Origin of the sequence: Chryseobacterium sp. B21-037 (assembly GCF_028570785.1) — a bacterium.
Classification (GTDB): Bacteria; Bacteroidota; Bacteroidia; order Flavobacteriales; family Weeksellaceae; genus Chryseobacterium; species Chryseobacterium proteolyticum.
In genome coordinates, this window is the sequence record NZ_JALGCB010000001.1 from 2,701,129 (window position 1) to 2,720,847 (window position 19,719).

Here is a 19,719-nt window from a genome sequence, read left to right on the forward strand (position 1 = left end):
TAGTTAAAAGTACTATTTTTTCAGATACTGTTTACCATAAAAAAAAGTGCCCGGTAAACCGGAACACTTTCGTAATTAAAACTATATGAATCTCCCCTAAAAATACTTCCTGCAGGTATACTCCACACTGGTATTTAAAAGTTTATTTTTATTCAGATAATGCTCAAGCTGCCGGCAATCATCTGAATCTGCATTAATGTACAACTGTACTGAACCAAAATTACGTCCCTCTATATATTCCACATTGGCAGATAACACCCTGTGACAAATTCCGAACTGGTTATAAATGACATTCAGAATGTTTTCAAACTTCATTTTGCCATTTAATTCTATTTCCAGTATTAATTCTTTTTTTGGCAGGTTAATTTTATTTTGTAAAACCTGCAGGTTCGGATTTGGTGTTATCATCACTCAACTTTTTTTGGTTAGACTACTTTGATTTCACATTTTCTTATTGCGTTAAATCTTTAGCAAAAATATAAAAAAATATTAGTCCACCAAATTAGTAGACTAATATTTTTCAATTTTAACATAAAAAAAGAGAAGCTCTTCACTTCTCCTTATTTTTACAACTGTTTTATTCTTTCCAATTTATCTGAGGCAGCCAATCCATTAGGATTACAACCGGGTTCTCCTTCAGGTACTTTAATTTTCTTTTTTTCATAGAATTCTTCCCAGAACAGGTTGGTCTTTACTGTCTTAGGATCAATAAATGTCATCGGCTCCAGCTTAAAAATATGATACTCTCTAAATGCTCTTTCAATAAAATCCGAACAATAATAGGAATTGTCATCCAGAATATAATTGAAATTATAAGGTTTCCCGATCATTGATTCAGCTTTTGCAATAGCAGACGGAATGGTATATTGATAATTATCTTTTAGCCGGTACACTACAACATTTTGCTGATCCTTCACCTGATCCTTTACAAAATTTTTAAGGGACTGTTTTTGAGATCCTCCTTCAGGCGCTGCATGCAATACAAAAAATGCATTACCTTCTTTTTTCAGAATACCGATATGATCAAAAGAAGCATTTTTTTGCCTTTGTGTTACATTATTGATCGCTCCCGACAAACCAGACTCTTTTGCCGTTACAAAAAGTAAATCCCCATTTTTAAGATCTTCATTTTTAATGCTTTTGCATGCTGATATCAGAAATAAAAGAACAATGCATACAACAGGATAAACCGGGTTATTTTTTAAAATTTGATTCATAACATTCAATCCAGTCTTCGACGGTCATTTTTTTACTTAGCTCAGCAATTAGTTCAAAAGGAATATCCTCCATTTTTTTAAAACGGATACAGGATTTCCCCATATCAAGCTTTTTCGTTGAATGCTTCGGAAATTCTTCAACAAACCACTCCAGAAGATCCGGCTTTGCGTAGATTCCCATATGATAGAGAGCAATAAAATTCTTTTGGGAAGCCAGGCTGATAAACGGAAGAGGTGATCCGGGTGTACAATGGTATCCGGCGGGATAAGTTTCCAACGGAACGCCCCACCCTACCATTCCATAACCAGTATTGCTACTAAAGCCTTTGGGTAAATTATTGTTTACAGCATCAAACAGTTTTTTAAAAGCCTCTTTCCTTTCTTCAGGAATCCGGGCGATATACTCTTCTATAGAGGTTGTATGGATTTGCATATTCGTTCAGTTTTATCAGTTTTCAAAATAACAAAATTAAAAGACAACTTCATATCATTATATATAAAATAAAAAAGGCAGTCATTCTCATAACTGCCTTTCTTTATAATCTACATTAAGGATCTATTGTTTGATAGCCTTTACTGTTGTTTTTGAACCGTCTTTAAATTGAATATTCACAAAATACAATCCTGAATTCAATGTACTTAAATTGATTTCTTTCGTCGGATTTTCAATTGTTTTCACCAACCTTCCTGCCACATCCGTAACCGTAACAGCTTTAACATCTTTGGTATCTGAAATATACAATACATCTTTGAAAGGATTCGGATGAACATTCACCATCTTTTTGTTTGCATTCACTTCAGAAGTGCTTAGTTGCGCAGATTCCACCGTAAAGTTGTCAACAAAGAAATTATAATCCGGAGCATCATCTACTGTTCCGTCCGTTCCATAAAAGGCAAAGACTGTATTTGCACTGGTGTTACTTACCAGATCATAAGAATAATTAGTCGATACATTAGTAGCCGGGCTGTTTACATCCCAAGTCTTCAATATATTCCAAGTACTTCCACCATCATTGGAGACCATAAAATGTATTATATCATCAGAACCCATTGGAGAAGAAGCAGTTCCTGAATAGGTTGTTGCTCCGTAATCAAATTTTACTTTGTAACCACCTGCTGAAAGATCAAATGGTACTGTTTTTAGCCATCCTGTGCTATTTGTCGTGTAAAGATTGATTCTTATGGAACCTGTGGTCCCTACATTTAAAAATCCATCCTGCACCCAATATGTTGTAGATCCCGTAGGGCCTGTTGTAGGGGTACCTCCGGAAAGATTATTTGCCCAGCAATTTCCAGGTATAGAATCAAAAGTGTTTGTATACGGAGGTATCATTGCTCCGCATAAGGTTGTAAAAGTACCACCAATTGACCATCCGCTCTGGCTTGTTGCCGTAGTACAATTCGTTCTCACCCAATAATAATAGGTTGTTGATGAAGACAAACTTCCAATAGTGGTTGATGTTCCGGTAACTCCCGTAATATTCGGAGTTGTAGCACTTGTAGGAGGCGTGTTTGTTGTACTGTAATACACATCATAGCTTGCTGCTGTTGTTGTCGGAGGAATTGTCCACGAAACCTGCGCTGAATTTGAAGTAAGTGTTCCTACAGGCTGAAGCGTCGGAGCCGAACAATCTGTGAAAGCATCCGCTGAAAACGCAAAAATATTCGAAATTCCTGACCCGGCACTTTTCGCAATGGTTATGCTTTGTATCGGTTTCGTAACATTAGCCGCATCAATGGTAAGTACAGATTGATATAATCTGGGATTTGTCGTACTGGATTCCAATACGTTATTTGTCCTGTTAATCCTTCCGATTCCCTGGATGGCATAATTCGATCCCCCATACCAATCCGAAAGGGCAAGGCCTGAAAATACCTGAGTAGTATTATCTGTAAAAGTTACCGTAGCACTTACGGTAGATGTTCCACTACCACTTGTTGAAAGCATGTACAGTTTAAAAGCCGCCTTGGGAGTCCCAAAAACCAAAGTTCCGGACTGGCCTATGGTTGCAAGCCTTAAAGAGTTATTTCCACTTAGATCTCCCAACTGATAGCTGAGGCCCGGTGTACTTCCCACTACTGAATTGATAATTCCATTTACAGGAATTCCATAATTAATAGGGGTACTTGACGAAGTAAGCTGGAAGTCCCTTGCCACAAATGCAAAGGAAACCCCATCTACATCCATTGTTGTAGACGTCATGGATGAACCTATCCCATTCGCAATAACATCTGCAGTATATCCTGATTGTACAGGCATTGTTTGAAAGTTTTGAGCCATCGCATCTGACCCGAAAAACAGAGCACACGTACTTAATGCTCCAAAAAGTAGATTTATTTTCATAGTATTTAACATTAGCTCAGTAAATTTATAAAAAAATCAACACAAAACAACTTTATTTAAACAATATATAATAATTTAATATTATAATACACATAATCAACAATAATTAAAATAAAAATTAAAAACAATCATCAATACTAAAAATTAAATAAATATTGAAAAGACAATCAAGGGATTACAGATTTCAACCTCAAAGAACAATTTAAAGCATGAAATATAATTATATAGTGTTCCTTATAATTTTAATATTGAAAAATTAAGTGTTATTTTTGCCATACAAATTTTTCAAACAATGCCGAATATATCAAACAGAGCACAACATATGCCGCCATCGCCGGTAAGAAAGCTGGTTCCTTTTTCTCTTCAAGCAAAGCAGAAAGGAATTAAAGTATATCACCTTAATATCGGACAACCGGATATTGAAACTCCGGAAACGGCTTTAAATGCTTTAAAAAATATTGATTTAAAAGTATTGGAATATGCTCTTTCTGAAGGAAACCTGGAATATAGAAAAGCACTTACAGACTATTATCATTCTTTGGGGTTTGCGGATCTTACTCCTGATAATTTCATTGTAACCAACGGAGGTTCTGAAGCATTAAATTTTGCCATTTCCACATTATGTGACGATGGAGACGAAGTTATTATCCCTGAGCCTTACTACGCCAATTACAATGGATTTGCAAGCACATTCAATGTCAACGTTGTAGCTGTTCCATCGACTATAGAAACAGGCTTTGCTTTACCTCCAATTGAAGAATTCGAGAAAAAGATCACTGAAAAAACAAGAGCTATCGTTATCTGCAATCCCGGAAACCCAACCGGATACCTTTATACCCGTGAGGAGCTCCAGAAGCTGGCAGAAATTGCTTTAAAATATGATATCGTTGTAATTTCCGATGAAGTATACAGGGAATATGTATATGATGGGAAACAGCAGGTATCTATGCTTTCTTTTCCGGAATTAAGTGAAAACTGCATCATTATAGACTCAGAATCAAAGAGATATTCCATGTGTGGTGTAAGAATCGGCTGTATGATTACGCGTTCAAAAAAAATACACGATGCAGCAATGCTATTTGCACAGGCCAGATTAAGTCCTGTTCTTTTAGGACAAATTGCAGCTACAGCTGCACACCACAATGACGGAGCATATATCCGCGCGGTAAGAGAGGAATATACCCACAGAAGAAACGTTTTGGTGGATCTGTTAAATGCTATTCCCGGAGTAATCTGTCCTAAACCGAAAGGAGCCTTCTATTGTGTGGCACAACTTCCTGTAGATGACACTGAGAAATTCGCTCAATGGTTGCTGGAAAAGTTTTCGCTTAATAAAGAAACAATCATGGTAGCACCGGCAGGTGGTTTCTATAGCGATCCTGAACTGGGTAAAAAACAAGTAAGAATTGCTTATGTACTAAAAGAGCAGGATTTAAGAAGAAGTGTTGAAATTCTAAAAGAAGCACTAAAACAATATAAATTAGAGTTCAATCTATAAATAACACAATGTCAGCAGTAAGAAATTTAGTTTTGAGAATATTATTTTCAATGTTTTTATTGCTGACATTTTTGTCATGCTCCCAAAAGGAGAAAAAAGCTCCTGTTCCACAAAATCCTAATGAAATCACTTTCATAAGCGTTTCAAATATTGGTGGCATTCTTGGAGACTACAGGATTATAAAAGTTACTAAAGATTCCATTTCCCTAGAAAAAGGCACCACAGCAAAAAAGACACACCAGTACTGGAGCTCTTCAATGCATGCTAACAAATGGAAGCATCTGGTTTCAAGTCTTGACATACGAACCCTGAACAGCATTAAAAGCTCTCCCAGCGCCCAATCGGTAGATGGAGTTGACGAAACTTTTCAGATCAGGACACCGAAAAAGGCACATGTCTACGTGAATGCTTATCAGGACACGATTCATTATTCCCAACTGCAAACTCTTAAAAACAGAATAGAAGAGATTCTTCCTAAAGAATACCAACAAGCCTATGCACGATAATTTTTCCCTAAAACCCTACAATACCTTTGGCGTTGAAGCGAAAGCAAAATATTTTACAGAAGTAACAACCATTGATGAGCTGAAAGAAGCAATCCTATTCTCCAGATCTCACTCTTTACCGCTCTTATTTTTGGGCGGCGGAAGTAACGTTTTACTTACAAAAGATTTCGATGGTATTGTCATTCTTCTCAATCTGAAAGGAATAACTGAAAAAAATCAGGACGAAAACAATATCCTGGTAACAGCAAATGCTGGTGAAAACTGGCATGGGTTTGTCATGTACTGTCTGAATAATAATTATGGCGGACTGGAAAATCTATCTTTAATCCCGGGAAATGTGGGTACCTCTCCCATGCAGAATATCGGCGCTTACGGAACTGAAATAAAAGACATCTTCGTTCAATGCTCTGTCCTGAACCTGGAAACCCTTGCAGTTGAGATATTTGATCTGGAACAATGCAGGTTCGGCTATAGGGATTCTATTTTCAAACAAGAAGGAAAAGGAAAGTATGTGATTCTGGACGTAACGTTCAGGCTGACAACGAAAAATCATATCATCAAAACTGAATATGGTGCGATTACAGGAGAAATGGAGAAATTAAACATTAAAAATCCTACCATACAGGATGTTTCCAATGCTGTGATCAATATCAGACAAAGCAAACTTCCAGATCCTAAACTGATCGGAAATGCAGGCAGTTTTTTTAAAAATCCGACAATTCCGAAATCCCAGTTTGAATACCTTAAACTAAAATTCGAAAATATTCAGGGATACCCTAATGGAGATCAGGTAAAAGTTCCCGCAGGATGGCTGATTGAGCAATGCGGATGGAAAGGTAAGCAAATAGGAAACGTAGCTTCACACCGATTACAATCGCTTGTTATCATTAACGCTACAGGAAATGCTACAGGAAAAGAAATTTATGATTTCTCCACATTAATCATTAACTCTGTAAAGGAAAAGTTTGGAATAGAGCTGGAGAGAGAAGTAAATATCATATAAAATAGAAAAACTAATTACAAAAAATAATATTTTCGTTTAGAATTAAAAAAGCACAATATGAAAATAGCCATTCTAGGAGCAGGAAATATGGGGTTATCATTTTCAAAATCTTTCCTGAAATATGAGTTAATAAAACCTGCAGATCTGCATCTGATTACAAGAAACGAATCTAAATTTGCCAAAATATCGGAAGAATTTCCCCATTCAAAAATTTCTACGTTCGATGAAGTTAGGGAGCTGGATGCTGATCTTATTATTATGGCTGTAAAGCCACAGGACTTTCAGAATGTGGTGGATAAGATTCAGTTTACTCTTAAGGAAAATCAGATGATTTTATCCATTATGGCCGGAATTAAAATACAGAAGATTCAGAAATTATTAAACCATCGCATGGTAGTAAGAGCGATGCCTAACTCCCCCACTCTTTTAGGAATGGGCATTACGGGATATACCTCCGCGGAAGGTATTTCTTTCAGCCAGCTTATTATTATTGAAAGGCTTCTCAACAGCACAGGAAGATCGGTTTATTTGGAAGACGAAGAACTATTGGACGGTGTAACCGCTTTGTCCGGAAGTGGTCCTGCTTATTTTTATTACATTGTTGATGCAATGATTAAGGCCGGTGTAGAAATGGGAATTGATGAAAACCTCTCTAAACTTTTCGTTAAGCAAACCATGTTGGGCGCCTACCATCTGATGAATAACTCCGAAAAAAGCCTTGAAGAATTAATAAAAGATGTTGCCTCGAAAGGAGGTACTACCGAAGCAGCTCTAAAGACTTTTGAAGAAAAAGGATTAAAGGAAGCTATCGGGAAAGGGATTCTAAATGCAGAAAATCGTGCTAAAGAACTAAACGGCTAAATCAACAGCATCAGATACGTAAAAATAGTGTTCGAGGTATAATAATAAGCCTCTGCAATTTCTTTACCCTCAATTGCAGATTTATTCATTTCAAAAACATTAAATTTGTATGTTAATCTAATGTAATGAAATACGTTCTACTTACGCTCATTTCAGCGATGCTGCTGTCCATATCATGGCCAACTTACGGGATTCCGTTCTTTATTTTCTTTGCTCTTGTTCCTCTCCTTATGATGGAACATGGCGTTTCTAAATTTTCAAGCTTTAAGAGAAAAAGCTGGGTAGTTTTCGGACTTTCCTACCTATTTTTTGTGATCTGGAATATTGTGACAACAGGATGGCTGTACGGTTCAAGAAACCCGGATGGCAGTCATTCATTAATGGCCGTCGTATTTCCTGTTCTCGTCAATTCATTTTTATACTCCCTGATGTTCCAATGTTACCATTGGTATAAAAACGCACAGGGAACTTATTGGGGATTTGCATTTCTTATGGCTATCTGGATGGGATTTGAGAAATTTCATATGAGCTGGGAACTTACATGGCCATGGCTTAATCTCGGCAATGCATTCTCCGATTATCCGAAATTAATCCAGTGGTATGATACCCTGGGAGCTACAGGAGGCAGCTTCTGGATCCTGATCGTCAACCTTTTTATTTTTTATACCATAAGAACCTGGGAAGCAGGGCGGAAAAGAAAAGATCTTATCAAAAATACATCGATTGCCGTAGCTATAATCGTCATTCCAATGATTATTTCAATAATTAAGTATAATAATTTTGATGAAAAACCGACAGGCCAGGTAAATATTTTATTACTCCAACCTGATCTTGATCCATACGCAGAAAAGTATTCGACGGACAGCCTGACAATAGAAAATGACCTTCTTGGTCTTGCGGAGAGAAACTCCAAAGGTAAGATTGATTATTATATTGCTCCGGAAACAGCACTTCCGGGAAGAGGATCTATTTCGGAAACTGCTTTTGAAAAAAGCGTACTTCTGAATAATATAAAAGACTTTCTCTCCAAACATCAAGGTTCTGTTTTTGCTACCGGAATTTCTTCGCACCGTTTTTACCTGAATCAGAACAATCTTCCTAAGGAAGCTTATCAGATCAATCAGGGACTTTGGGTTTCCAGCTACAATTCAGCCATTCAGGTCATTCCCAATCAAAAAGTTGAAGTCTATCACAAAGGCAAATTAGTTCCCGGTGTGGAAATATTCCCCTACATGAATGTTTTAAAGCCTATTTTGGGAGATGCCATGCTCAACCTTGGAGGAACCGTAGCATCATTGGGTACAGACAAAGAAAGGGTAGCCTTTTCAAACCCTTACAATAAAGGAAAACTGGCTCCTATTATTTGTTATGAAAGTATCTACGGAGAATTTGTTACGGATTACGTGAGAAAAGGAGCTAACTTTTTAGCCATTATGACCAACGACTCCTGGTGGGGTGTTACAGAAGGGCATAAGCAACTTTTGTCCTATGCCAAATTAAGAGCCATAGAAACCCGTAGAGAAATTGCCCGCGCAGCCAATAGTGGAATTTCAGCACACATTGATGCAAGAGGAGAAATTGTTGCCGACACTTTCTACGGAGATAAAACTACTTTATTTGCGAAAGTGAATCTGTATGATCAACAGACTTTTTATACAAGAACAGGGGACCTTTTATCAAGAATTTCGATTTTTGCACTCGGTTTCTTGCTTTTCTATTTTTTAATTAAAAGAGTTCAAGGTAGACTTCAAAAAAAATAAAATTCAATTAACTAAAAGGGAAGCTTTTGAGCTTCCCTGATAGACGTCTCTTCGATTGAGTATATCGAAGATCCGACACAAACAAATACAAACAATAAAGAGAAAAACCAGCTGGACACCTGGTTTTTCCCGGTTAATAAAACGTTCAATTATTTAATGATAAGTTTTTTAACAGTCCATTGATCTTTTATTTTTACTTTCAGAAAATAAATCCCTTTCGGAAAACCGGACAGATTTACAGACTGATCCGCATTCTTTTTTACAGTCAACTTTCTTCCGTCTACTGCATACATTTCAAAATCAGTAATTTGCTTTCCTTTAATAAATACTTTTTCCGAAGCAGGATTGGGATATATTAAAAACTCATCATCTTTAATAATATCCTGAGTTCCCAAGGTTCCTTCTGCAGAAGGATCTGAATATACTCCTGAGGCATCTATTGATCTTACGCTCCAGTATACATTCTGAATGGATGGATCAAGATCTAAGAACCATGAGGACGTTGTTATTACATATCGGGCCACATCATGAGCTCCGGGAGTCTTTCCAACTTTGATTTCGTACCGCAAAGCATTTACAGGCGTCTTATCATCACCTGCTCCACTCCATGAGAAATTAAACTTGTTACCGTTTCTGGTAAGATTCAGGTTTACAGGAGGCGAAGGTTTTAGGTTTGTTTCCGCAGAAACATTTTTGAAGATCTTAGTTAATGAGGGCATTCCCAGATCTGCCCAATCAAATCCGGACAATACAACATCAAGATGATGATCATTGTTATAGTCAAGTAAATGCACAAAACCAGGGCCTCCTAAAGTATGTAAACCTGTTGTTATATTTTCAGTAAATGTTTGACCGGTAGGATTAAACAAAAACACTTTAACCAAGGCATTATTATTTTCATCATTTCCAGACAGTATAAAATCATAATACCCGTCATTATTCAGATCTCCTGTTGCCAGGGATGGCTCTGAAAATTCCGGAATGTTAAGTTGCTGAAGATTAAAATGGCCGGCACCATCATTCATCAGCAGACCAAGATATCCTTCATAATTTTCATCCTGAGCAGCTACCACAATATCCTGATAACCATCTGCATTAAAATCGGCAAATTCAAGCTTTCCGTTTGCTAAAGGTAAAAGCGTCTGAGACAGGGTAAGTACCCCTGAATTATTGAGATAAACCCTGAATAGCGGATTACTATTGATATCATATCCCAAAATTACCATATCCAGCAACTGATCATTATTCAAATCCACCATTTTAAAACTGCTGTTTTGTGTGCCTTCCATCCAACCCGGAATCAAAAGAAATCCATTCCCTGTATTCTGATAATAATCCAATTTATTAACGAAACCTGTCCCGCTAATGTATTGCGCTCCATTAATAGCATAATCCTGCAGCCCGTCATGATTAAAATCGAAAACTTCCATTGAACCATATACCTTACCGGGAAGCTCAGCTTCCTTAACAAATCCCGAACCGGTATTGCGGAACCGGTAATGTTTGTAATTAACGATATCCATATAACTTAAGCCGGTAGAAATAATATCAGCAAGCCCGTCATTATTATAATCAATAAATTTGATATCTCCCAGATGAGTAACATCTACTCCCAGATTGGCATAGGAAGTCATTGTAGTACCGTTATTCTTATATATTTCATTGAATGAAGTATCCGCACTACTATCTCCATCTGTGTCTATTGCTCCATTAACGACTATATCCTGAAAACCATCTCCATTAATATCCGCCACATCACAGGATGAATAATAAAAATTCTTCATATCCGTTTGTACTTCAGAAAAATTTTGTGCCATTATACCGACCAGTAACATAGATAGTAAAACACAGACCTTCTTCATGTTATTTTTATTTAGATTAATTAAAAACAAAGATATATGATAAATTTATCTAATGTTATGATCTTTACATGAAATATATCAGTTCCCGCTCTCTGTCAGGAATCAGCTGTTATATAAGGTAATCTTCAATATTATTAATCAAGATGTTATTTGTAAATATTTTCTAAAAGATTTGCCTATCTAAAAAATTCTTCGTTATTTTGCAACCTCAAATATTATACAAATAAGAACATCGAGATATGTCAAGAATTTGCCAAATAACAGGAAAGCGTGCAATGGTTGGTAACAACGTTTCTCACGCTAATAACAAAACGAAGCGTCGTTTTGAAATTAACTTATTGGAGAAGAAGTTTTACCTTCCGGAGCAAGATAAGCACGTAACACTGAAAGTATCAGCTCATGGATTGAGAGTGATTAACAAGATTGGAATCGAAGAAGCTCTTGAAAGAGCTGTAAGAAACGGATTGATTAAAAAGTAATTGAATCATGGCAAAAAAAGGAAACAGAGTTCAAGTAATCCTTGAATGTACAGAGCACAAAGAAAGCGGTATGGCAGGAATGTCTAGATACATTTCTACTAAAAATAAAAAGAACACTACAGAAAGATTAGAGCTTAAAAAGTATAATCCTGTTCTTAAGAAATATACTCTTCATAAAGAAATCAAGTAATTTATAAAATATAATTTACCATGGCAAAAAAAGTAGTAGCAACCCTACAAAGCGGTCAGTCAAAAAAAATGACTAAAGTTGTGAAAATGGTGAAGTCATCTAAATCAGGTGCTTACGTTTTCGAAGAAAAAGTAATGAATGCAGACGAAGTTGATGGTTATTTGAAAAAATAATCCCCTACTTTATTTACAATATAAAAACTACTCATATTTTGAGTAGTTTTTTTGCTTATTACATATTTTAAGTTAAAACAACTTATTTTAGTAAAAAAATATTGATGAAAAATTTCATTTTATGTGCATTCCTACTACTTATAGCTAGCTGCAATAGTAGAAAAGCACCAACAGCAGAGAAAAGTAAAACAGGAATACAGCTCATTGTATTAGGAAATGTTCAGGACGCAGGTTCTCCTCAATTAGGATGCAACAAAGAATGCTGTAAAGACCTTTGGAAAAATCCTGATTTAAAACGAAAGATCATATCCATGGGAGTAATGGATCATCAATACCAAAAAAACTATCTTCTTGATGCCAGTCCTGATATTTCTTCTCAGTTACAATTACTGCAACAAGAACATACAACACCAAAAATAATTGATGGAATCTTCATAACGCATGCTCATATAGGACATTATACAGGTTTAATGTATTTGGGAAAAGAAGGTGCATCCACACAAAATATTCCCGTATATACAATGCCCAAATTAGCAGGATTTTTAAATAACAACGGACCATGGTCGCAATTGGTGACTCAAAAAAATATTGTGGTTAACGAAATGCAAAATGAGCATCCTGTTACTTTAAGCCCTAATCTAAAAATCACCCCTATTCAGGTCCCTCACCGAGATGAGTTTTCAGAAACGGTTGGTTTTTTGATCGAAGGTCTTGAAAAAAAAGCGTTGTTTATTCCTGATATTGACAAATGGGGGAAATGGAAATACAATATTACGGACTTCATAAAAAAGGTGGATTATGCTTTTATTGATGCAACATTTTACAATGCCACAGAGCTTAATAACCGGGATATTTCAACCATTCCTCATCCCCTGGTTGAAGAAAGCATGCAATTGTTTAACAATTTAAGCCCGGAGTATAAAAAAAGGGTATATTTTATCCATTTCAATCACACCAATAAACTATTAAATCCGGAGAGCAACGAAAGTAAGACTGTCATTAAAAACGGATATAATATTGCAAGAATGGGTGATATTGTAACATTATAATTTCATATATATGATGTTTTAAAACTGCTGTAATAAGCTTAGCCAAAAAAGAGCTTTCAGGAAGTTTTTTTGTTATCTTTGCTCACCAGATAATTTAATACAATTGGATATGAAAAAGATTGTTGTTCTGGTTTTTACGTCAATGTTCCTTTTTTCATTCAGTCAAAACACAATGAATAATATAGAATATAAAAATTCAGAAAATGTTTTCCCGATAAAAGGACTCTCCCAATCTGTAAGCATAGATTGCGGATCCTCAAAAATGATCCTTTTATCAGGACAGGTTCCCCTGGATGCCAAAGGAAATTTAGTCGGGATGGATAACGTAGAAAAGCAAACGGAACAAATCTTTAAAAATATCGAGAGCATTTTAAAAGAATATGGAGGAACCACGAAAGATATTATCAAGCTTGGAATTTTCATTACAGATATTTCCAAGACTCCAGACTTCAGAAAAGTCAGAGATCGGTATATCCATCTTCAGAATCCTCCCGTAAGCAGCCTTGTGGAAGTAAGCAAGCTCTTCAGAGATAACGTGCTTATCGAAGTGGAAGCAACTGCAGTTATTAAAAAAAATAAATAAGAACGGAACTATGAGTTGGTTTAAAAATATTTTCAAAAAAGAAGAAAAGGAAACTTTAGATAAAGGATTGGAAAAATCCAGCCAGGGTTTCTTTGAAAAAATAACAAAAGCCGTAGTCGGTAAAAGCACCGTAGATGATGAAGTATTAGATGACCTCGAAGAAATACTAATTGCTTCGGATGTTGGTGCATCCACAACGATCAAGATCATTCAGAGAATTGAAGAACGTGTTGCCAGAGACAAATATGTGAATGTAGGTGAACTCGATAAAATTCTTCGTGAAGAAATATCAAACTTACTTCTCGAAAATCCGCATGCAGGAACCGGAAATATTGATACGTCAAAAAAGCCGTATGTTATTATGGTTGTCGGTGTAAACGGAGTCGGAAAAACAACAACTATCGGAAAACTGGCCCATCAGTTTAAGTCGGAAGGCAAAAAGGTAGTTTTGGGAGCCGGAGACACTTTTAGAGCTGCAGCTGTGGATCAGCTGACCATTTGGAGTGAAAGAGTCGGCGTACCTATTGTAAAGCAGGAAATGGGTTCTGATCCTGCCTCCGTAGCTTTTGATACCGTTCAAAGTGCAGTTGCCCAGGGTGCCGATGTTGTGATCATTGATACGGCAGGAAGACTCCACAATAAAGTGAACTTAATGAACGAACTTTCAAAGATCAAAAGAGTAATGCAAAAGGTAATTCCTGATGCTCCTCATGAGATTCTTTTAGTTCTTGACGGTTCTACCGGTCAAAACGCATTTGAGCAGGCAAAACAGTTTACAGCAGCCACAGAAGTAAACGCTTTAGCCGTTACAAAATTAGATGGAACAGCCAAAGGAGGAGTGGTTATAGGCATTTCTGATCAATTTCAGATTCCAGTGAAATACATAGGGGTTGGGGAGAAAATGCAGGATTTGCAATTGTTTAATGGTACGGAATTTGTTGACTCATTCTTCAAGAAGAGATGATTTATATCATATTCTTCCTGAATTTGCAAAACACATTTCATACATATTAACAATTAAAATTTAAAACTATGGGAATTTTAACTTGGATCATTTTTGGTCTTATCGCAGGTGCAATAGCTAAACTTATTATGCCTGGAACACAAGGTGGTGGTTGGCTTATGACCATTATACTAGGAATCGTTGGAGCTTTCGTAGGTGGATTTGTTGGAAGTTTAATCGGCTGGGGAACAGTTGAAAACTTTGACTTCAGAAGCATGTTATTAGCAGTGGGAGGTTCACTTATCGTCCTTTGGATTTTTGGAATGGCCTCAAAGAAAAGCTAAAAAAATATTTTATCAAAAATTAAAAGACCGACTTGAAATTCAAGCCGGTCTTTTTTTAAAACAATATAATAATTTAGTTGATCTTTATCTGATAAGGCATTTCCATTTTTACCTCAGATCTTAGTTTCTCTTCTGTAATCTGTTGTAAAATTTCATAATTGGCTTTACCTATTTTACTTTTGATAACTCTTGCAGAAATATCATCTTCATTCAGGTCTTTAAATATTTGTTCAAAAGGAGACATCTTCTTAGGATACGATGCTACATTATAAGATTTCAATCCGGCTTTTTGCGCTGCAAATTTTACGGCATCATTTAATGTTCCCAATTCATCCACCAAACCGATTTGTTTAGCTCTTACACCACTCCATACTCTTCCACCACCGATGTTATCGATCTGCTCAAATGTCTGTTTTCTGTTTTGGGTTACAAAGTGTACAAATCTTTTATATGTTCCTTCCACACTTTTTGTAATCATACTTACACCATATGGAGTTACACCGTTCAAACCTGAATAATATTGAGAATTGGCATTTGTAGCGACAATATCTGATCGGATTCCATTCTTATTGGCAATATCCTTAAAATAAGGAATTACTCCAAAAACTCCGATAGATCCCGTCAAGGTATTAGGTTCAGAATAAATTTTATCTGCAGCCATTGCAATATAATACCCTCCTGACGCAGCATAATCACCAAAAGAAACAATCAGTGGTTTTTTCTTTTTTAGCTGCTGAAGCTCAAACAAGATCTCATCGGATGCATTAGCACTTCCTCCCGGGGAATTGATCCTGAATACAACTGCTTTTACTTTATCATTTTCCTGAAGATCCTTAATATACTTAATGTATTTTTCAGAGTAAATTTCATTATAACCATCTCCATTGTTTATAGAACCGGAAGCATACAATACCGCTACTTTATCTCCTGATTTTTCATCATCAGAATAAGAGTTGATATACTTTCCTAATGAAATTTTGTTCAGCTTATCTTTTTCTTTTAAGCTTAGCTTAGATTTAATAAGCTCATCATATTCCGTTTTCTGAATAAGCTGATCTGCCAGTTTATACTTCAGACTTTGTTCAGGAATCATACCATACAAACTATCAACAATAGTCTTAAACTGTAATGAATCAATTTTTCTTGATGTTGCAATTTTCGAAGATGTATTTTTCCACAGATCGTTAAGAAGAGTACTTAATTGCTCTTTATTTTCTGGAGAAATATCATTTCGTAAAAACGGTTCTACTGCAGATTTAAATTTTCCATGACGGATCACTTCAATTCCGATTCCGTATTTATCAGCAAAATCTTTGAAAAAGGTAACTTCTGTAGCCAAACCTTTTAATTCGATCATACCGGAAGGATTCAGAAAATATTTATCCGCTACAGATCCCAGGTAATAAGATGACTGTGAAGCCGCATTTCCATAAGCATACACAAATTTTCCACTCTTCTTAAAATCCTGTATCGCATTCCTTAAATCATCGATTTGCGTAATTCCCGCATTTAGATCATCCGCCTCAATACTGATTCCTTTAATATTGTCATCCGTTTTAGCTTTTTCAATGGCTTCTAAAGCTTCATATATTAAAATGCTTTTATTCTGATTTCCTATATTAAATACACCCGTTTGTTCTTCAGTAGGGCTATCAATTATGATCGTCTTTAAATTGATCGTTAAAACTGAGTTCTTTTTTACCACTACCGATTTATCACTACTCATAGAACTAAATACCAGCATGACTATAAAAAAGAAGAAAAATACAGCACATAGTATGACAATTGCCACTATATTTGCTAAAACATTTTTAAAAAACTTTTCATATATCAATCATTTTTTAATATGTCGCAACATAAGGTAGTTTTGTTACTAGGGAGTAACCTTGGGGATGGAAAAAAAAATATAGAACAGGCTATTGAAATGTTAAAAGCCGGTGGAATTGAAATGTTAAATATTAGCATTTTTTTAACATCTGACCCCGTAGAGTTTGTTAGTTCTAATATTTTTTGTAATATTGCAACAATAATACGCACACATCTTTCGCCTATTCAACTGCTTGATTTTGTTAAAAGTATTGAATTTGAAATGGGAAGAACTAGCGATTCAAAATCCTCTGGAGGTTATAAAGACCGCATTATTGATATTGATATTGTTAAGTATGATGAGTTAAAATTTATATCAGAAAGGTTGGAAATCCCTCATACCAAACATCTTTATGAAAGGGAATTTTCCAGAGTATTATTAAATGATGTTATCAAACAAAACATAAAACATATTGTATGAAATTAGGTTTATTATTATTGGCCGCGCTGCCTATTGCTACTTATGCTCAGGACAGTACTACAGTAAATTCGTCGGACAAGTACCCTAATACATTCTCCTCGGGTTCCGCTAATGTTCAGCCTTTTGATAATAAGGCAAGAAGATTTAACGATTGGTCTATATCAATCGGTGGAGGTGCTGCATTTATGCCACATGCCGATCTTACTTCATTTTATGATGGAAAGATCAATTGGGGATACAATGCATATATCAGTTTGGACAAACAAATCTCTCACGTTTTTGGGGTAAGCCTTATCTACCAGAGAGGAGAAACGAATCAAAAAGCTAAATTAGCCGGTGCTGCCGGTGTAGCTGCTGGAGTGGGTGTAGCCAACACAAGATACGATCAGATAGCTTTATTGGGGGATGTAAATTTCTCAAATCTATTAAGAAGAGTTGATAATCATTCTCCATACAGATGGGCTTTCCATGGATATGGGGGAATTGGTGTTATGGGATATAACACTTCCCTACATGACAACAACGAATTCAGATGGAGTAATGCTCCAAGAAGAGTTCCTTTATTTATCAAACAGGATATAGACATCAACTCTATTTTCTACCAATTCGGGTTTGGGGTGAAATATAACGTTTCAAAACTTATCGATATTGAAGCCAGAACAATGTATATCATCAGTGGTGATGACGAGTTCGACGGTGGAGGTAATGCCGGACCTGCTGATTATGATCCTGCATCTAAAGTATCCAAGTACAACATGATCAACAAATCAAGATCTGATAATATGTGGACCGTAAACTTAGGGGTATCCTTTAAATTAGGAAAACATATGTCGCATCTGGCATGGCATGATCCTTTACAGGAAGCTTATTACAGAACAGAAGAGCTAGAAAAAGCGACAACTGATCTTGTAGTTTGTGAAAAAGGAGACAACGATAACGACGGAGTTTGTGACGATTGGGACAGAGAACTTAATACTCCTGCTGGTGCAAGAGTAGATGGTGCTGGTGTTGCATTAGACATGGACCTTGATGGCGTTATTGATTTGTATGATAAATGTGTTACAGTTCCGGGACCTGCTGAAAACAACGGTTGTCCGACAGGAAAGTAATCACAACGACTAAAGAAATCATTTAATTAACTAAATAAAAAAAATACACTATGAAATTAAGTTTAGCAATTGTAGCATTAGCATTAGCTGTTCCAACAGCTTCTTTTGCTCAAGACTCAACGGCAGTTTCAAAAGGAGAATATCCTAATACATTTTCTTCGGGTTCTGCCAATGTATCCCCTTTTACACAGAAGTCTAAAAGATTCAACGACTGGGCGATTTCATTTGGTGCCGGGGTACCATTAATGCAATCAGCGGATTTAACATCTATCAAAAATGGTAATGGTAAAAATCTTTTCGGATATTCTGCATATGTAAGTATCGATAAAGCTATTACTCATGCTTTTGGTATTAACTTACAATACGACAGAGGAGAGACCAGACAAGGATTCTTCAACACAAAAAATTCAGCTCCTACTGATTTGGCTGTAAGAGACAGAATTGGTGCAAGAACTCAATACGATGCGATCTCAATCTTGGGGGATGTTAACTTCTCTAATTTATTAAGAAGAGTTGATAATCACTCAACTTACAGATGGGCGCTTCACGGGTATGCAGGTATCGGTACTCTAGCATATAGAGCTTATTTAAAAGATCCTTCTGGGCAAAAGCTAATGACAGAAGTTAAACCTTTTAAATTCAACTCTCTGTTTGGACAAGCCGGAGCAGGTCTTAAATTCAAAGTAAACAGAAGCTTAGACATCGAAGGTAGAGTAATGTACGTAGTTACAGGTGATGATTCTTTCGACGGTGGAGGTGCACCATACAGTGCGATCAACCAAAGAGAAGAAGGAACGTCTGATAATTTCTTCAATGCTACTTTAGGGGTTTCTTTAAAATTAGGAAAACACGAGTCTCATTTAATGTGGCATGACCCATTACAGGAAATCTATTATAAATTAGATGTTTTGGCTAACAAAAACCAGGATATCGAAGTTTGTAAAAAAGGAGATGCTGATAATGACGGAGTTTGTGACGATTGGGACAGACAGCTTGATACTCCTGCCGGTGCAAGAGTGGACGGTGCAGGTGTTGCCCTTGACACAGACCTTGATGGTGTAATCGATCTTTACGATAAGTGTGTTACTGTTCCTGGACCTGTTGAAAACAACGGTTGTCCTACAGCAACTACAGGACCTGTAAAAGAAGAAGAAAGAACTCTTGAAGGAATTGAATTCGATTTAAATTCTGACAGAATCTTACCTTCAAATACACCAATCCTTAACAATGCTGTTACTTATATCAATCAATCAACTGGTTCTTATAATGTAATTGGAGCAACAGATACAAGAGGAACTGATGCTTACAACAAAAAATTATCTGAAAGAAGAGCTAATAACGTTAAGAATTACTTAATCAAAAATGGTGTTCAGACAGGTAAGTTAAATGCTATCGGTAAAGGTGAAAAAGACCTTAAATATCCTGAATGTGAACCAGCTACTAAATGCCCTGAATGGAAAAACAGAGCAAACAGAAGAGTTTACTTCGAGGCTAAATAATAAACTATTTAT

Annotated in this window: 20 protein-coding genes and 1 pseudogene; 15 read left to right on the plus strand and 6 right to left on the minus strand. The window is 36.2% G+C overall.

The annotated features are described in order from the left end of the window. Window positions 1-96: 96 nt before the first annotated feature. The 4 genes from MTQ00_RS11980 to MTQ00_RS11995 all read right to left on the minus strand — a co-directional run bounded on the left by MTQ00_RS11980 (window position 97) and on the right by MTQ00_RS11995 (window position 3,561). The gene (locus tag MTQ00_RS11980; protein ID WP_172280263.1) at window positions 97-408 is read right to left on the minus strand and encodes an NIL domain-containing protein; all 312 of its coding nucleotides are present in this window, start codon (window positions 406-408) and stop codon (window positions 97-99) included. 158 nt (window positions 409-566) lie between these two features. Next, a complete protein-coding gene (locus MTQ00_RS11985) occupies window positions 567-1,217 on the minus strand; it encodes a YiiX/YebB-like N1pC/P60 family cysteine hydrolase (protein ID WP_273649272.1) in 651 nt (216 codons plus the stop codon). Continuing rightward, window positions 1,195-1,650: a DUF1801 domain-containing protein gene (locus MTQ00_RS11990; protein ID WP_273649274.1), complete on the minus strand. Its 456-nt coding sequence runs from the start codon at window positions 1,648-1,650 to the stop codon at window positions 1,195-1,197. Before MTQ00_RS11990 ends, MTQ00_RS11985 begins: the two co-directional genes overlap by 23 nt. Window positions 1,651-1,773: 123 nt before the next feature. After that, complete coding sequence (locus MTQ00_RS11995; RefSeq protein ID WP_273649275.1) at window positions 1,774-3,561, minus strand: T9SS type A sorting domain-containing protein; 1,788 nt, start codon at window positions 3,559-3,561, stop codon at window positions 1,774-1,776. 292 nt (window positions 3,562-3,853) lie between these two features. Between MTQ00_RS11995 and MTQ00_RS12000 the strand changes: the two genes are divergently transcribed. From MTQ00_RS12000 to lnt, 5 genes are all read left to right on the plus strand, one after another. Continuing rightward, on the plus strand, window positions 3,854-5,059 hold the full coding sequence (locus tag MTQ00_RS12000) for a pyridoxal phosphate-dependent aminotransferase (protein WP_172280270.1): 1,206 nt from the start codon (window positions 3,854-3,856) through the stop codon (window positions 5,057-5,059). Between the two features lie 8 nt (window positions 5,060-5,067). After that, on the plus strand, window positions 5,068-5,565 hold the full coding sequence (locus MTQ00_RS12005; RefSeq protein ID WP_273649279.1) for a hypothetical protein: 498 nt from the start codon (window positions 5,068-5,070) through the stop codon (window positions 5,563-5,565). Continuing rightward, entirely contained in the window at window positions 5,555-6,568 is a 1,014-nt protein-coding gene (gene murB / locus MTQ00_RS12010; RefSeq protein ID WP_273649281.1) for a UDP-N-acetylmuramate dehydrogenase, read from the plus strand. The genes MTQ00_RS12005 and murB overlap by 11 nt, the downstream gene beginning before the upstream one ends. A gap of 57 nt (window positions 6,569-6,625) precedes the next feature. Next, complete coding sequence (proC, locus tag MTQ00_RS12015; protein WP_273649283.1) at window positions 6,626-7,429, plus strand: pyrroline-5-carboxylate reductase; 804 nt, start codon at window positions 6,626-6,628, stop codon at window positions 7,427-7,429. Between the two features lie 125 nt (window positions 7,430-7,554). Further along, window positions 7,555-9,189 carry an apolipoprotein N-acyltransferase gene (lnt, locus tag MTQ00_RS12020; protein ID WP_273649285.1) on the plus strand — a complete coding sequence of 545 codons (1,635 nt, stop codon included), beginning with the start codon at window positions 7,555-7,557 and terminating at the stop codon, window positions 9,187-9,189. Between the two features lie 149 nt (window positions 9,190-9,338). Here lnt and MTQ00_RS12025 read toward each other — a convergent pair whose 3' ends face one another. Next, window positions 9,339-11,051: a T9SS type A sorting domain-containing protein gene (locus MTQ00_RS12025; protein WP_273649287.1), complete on the minus strand. Its 1,713-nt coding sequence runs from the start codon at window positions 11,049-11,051 to the stop codon at window positions 9,339-9,341. A gap of 239 nt (window positions 11,052-11,290) precedes the next feature. On the opposite strand from MTQ00_RS12025, the gene rpmB reads away from it, so the two are divergent. From rpmB to MTQ00_RS12060, 7 genes are all read left to right on the plus strand, one after another. Continuing rightward, window positions 11,291-11,530 (plus strand): 50S ribosomal protein L28, encoded by a 240-nt coding sequence (rpmB, locus tag MTQ00_RS12030; protein WP_007841810.1) that lies wholly within the window; start codon window positions 11,291-11,293, stop codon window positions 11,528-11,530. A 7-nt stretch (window positions 11,531-11,537) separates the two neighbouring features. Further along, on the plus strand, window positions 11,538-11,720 hold the full coding sequence (gene rpmG, locus MTQ00_RS12035) for a 50S ribosomal protein L33 (protein ID WP_034683820.1): 183 nt from the start codon (window positions 11,538-11,540) through the stop codon (window positions 11,718-11,720). Between the two features lie 20 nt (window positions 11,721-11,740). Then, a complete protein-coding gene (locus tag MTQ00_RS12040) occupies window positions 11,741-11,893 on the plus strand; it encodes a DUF4295 domain-containing protein (RefSeq protein ID WP_002976755.1) in 153 nt (50 codons plus the stop codon). Window positions 11,894-11,997: 104 nt separating this feature from the next. Beyond that, window positions 11,998-12,942, plus strand: a complete 945-nt coding sequence (locus tag MTQ00_RS12045; protein WP_273649297.1) for an MBL fold metallo-hydrolase — start codon at window positions 11,998-12,000, stop codon at window positions 12,940-12,942. Between the two features lie 109 nt (window positions 12,943-13,051). Further along, entirely contained in the window at window positions 13,052-13,525 is a 474-nt protein-coding gene (locus MTQ00_RS12050; protein ID WP_273649299.1) for a RidA family protein, read from the plus strand. Window positions 13,526-13,535: 10 nt separating this feature from the next. Further along, window positions 13,536-14,489, plus strand: a complete 954-nt coding sequence (ftsY, locus tag MTQ00_RS12055) for a signal recognition particle-docking protein FtsY (protein WP_172280285.1) — start codon at window positions 13,536-13,538, stop codon at window positions 14,487-14,489. 68 nt (window positions 14,490-14,557) lie between these two features. Then, complete coding sequence (locus tag MTQ00_RS12060; RefSeq protein WP_089027653.1) at window positions 14,558-14,812, plus strand: GlsB/YeaQ/YmgE family stress response membrane protein; 255 nt, start codon at window positions 14,558-14,560, stop codon at window positions 14,810-14,812. 73 nt (window positions 14,813-14,885) lie between these two features. Here MTQ00_RS12060 and sppA read toward each other — a convergent pair whose 3' ends face one another. Then, on the minus strand, window positions 14,886-16,646 hold the full coding sequence (sppA, locus tag MTQ00_RS12065; RefSeq protein ID WP_273649302.1) for a signal peptide peptidase SppA: 1,761 nt from the start codon (window positions 16,644-16,646) through the stop codon (window positions 14,886-14,888). A gap of 12 nt (window positions 16,647-16,658) precedes the next feature. Between sppA and folK the strand changes: the two genes are divergently transcribed. The 3 genes and pseudogenes from folK (at window position 16,659) to MTQ00_RS12080 (ending at window position 19,707) form a co-directional block, all read left to right on the plus strand. Further along, complete coding sequence (gene folK / locus MTQ00_RS12070) at window positions 16,659-17,099, plus strand: 2-amino-4-hydroxy-6-hydroxymethyldihydropteridine diphosphokinase (RefSeq protein WP_172280289.1); 441 nt, start codon at window positions 16,659-16,661, stop codon at window positions 17,097-17,099. Continuing rightward, window positions 17,096-18,199, plus strand: a pseudogene (locus tag MTQ00_RS12075) (OmpA family protein); the annotation flags it as partial. The gene folK and the pseudogene MTQ00_RS12075, both read left to right, overlap by 4 nt. 59 nt (window positions 18,200-18,258) lie before the next feature. Then, complete coding sequence (locus tag MTQ00_RS12080; RefSeq protein ID WP_172280292.1) at window positions 18,259-19,707, plus strand: OmpA family protein; 1,449 nt, start codon at window positions 18,259-18,261, stop codon at window positions 19,705-19,707. The last annotated feature ends 12 nt before the right edge of the window (window positions 19,708-19,719 follow it).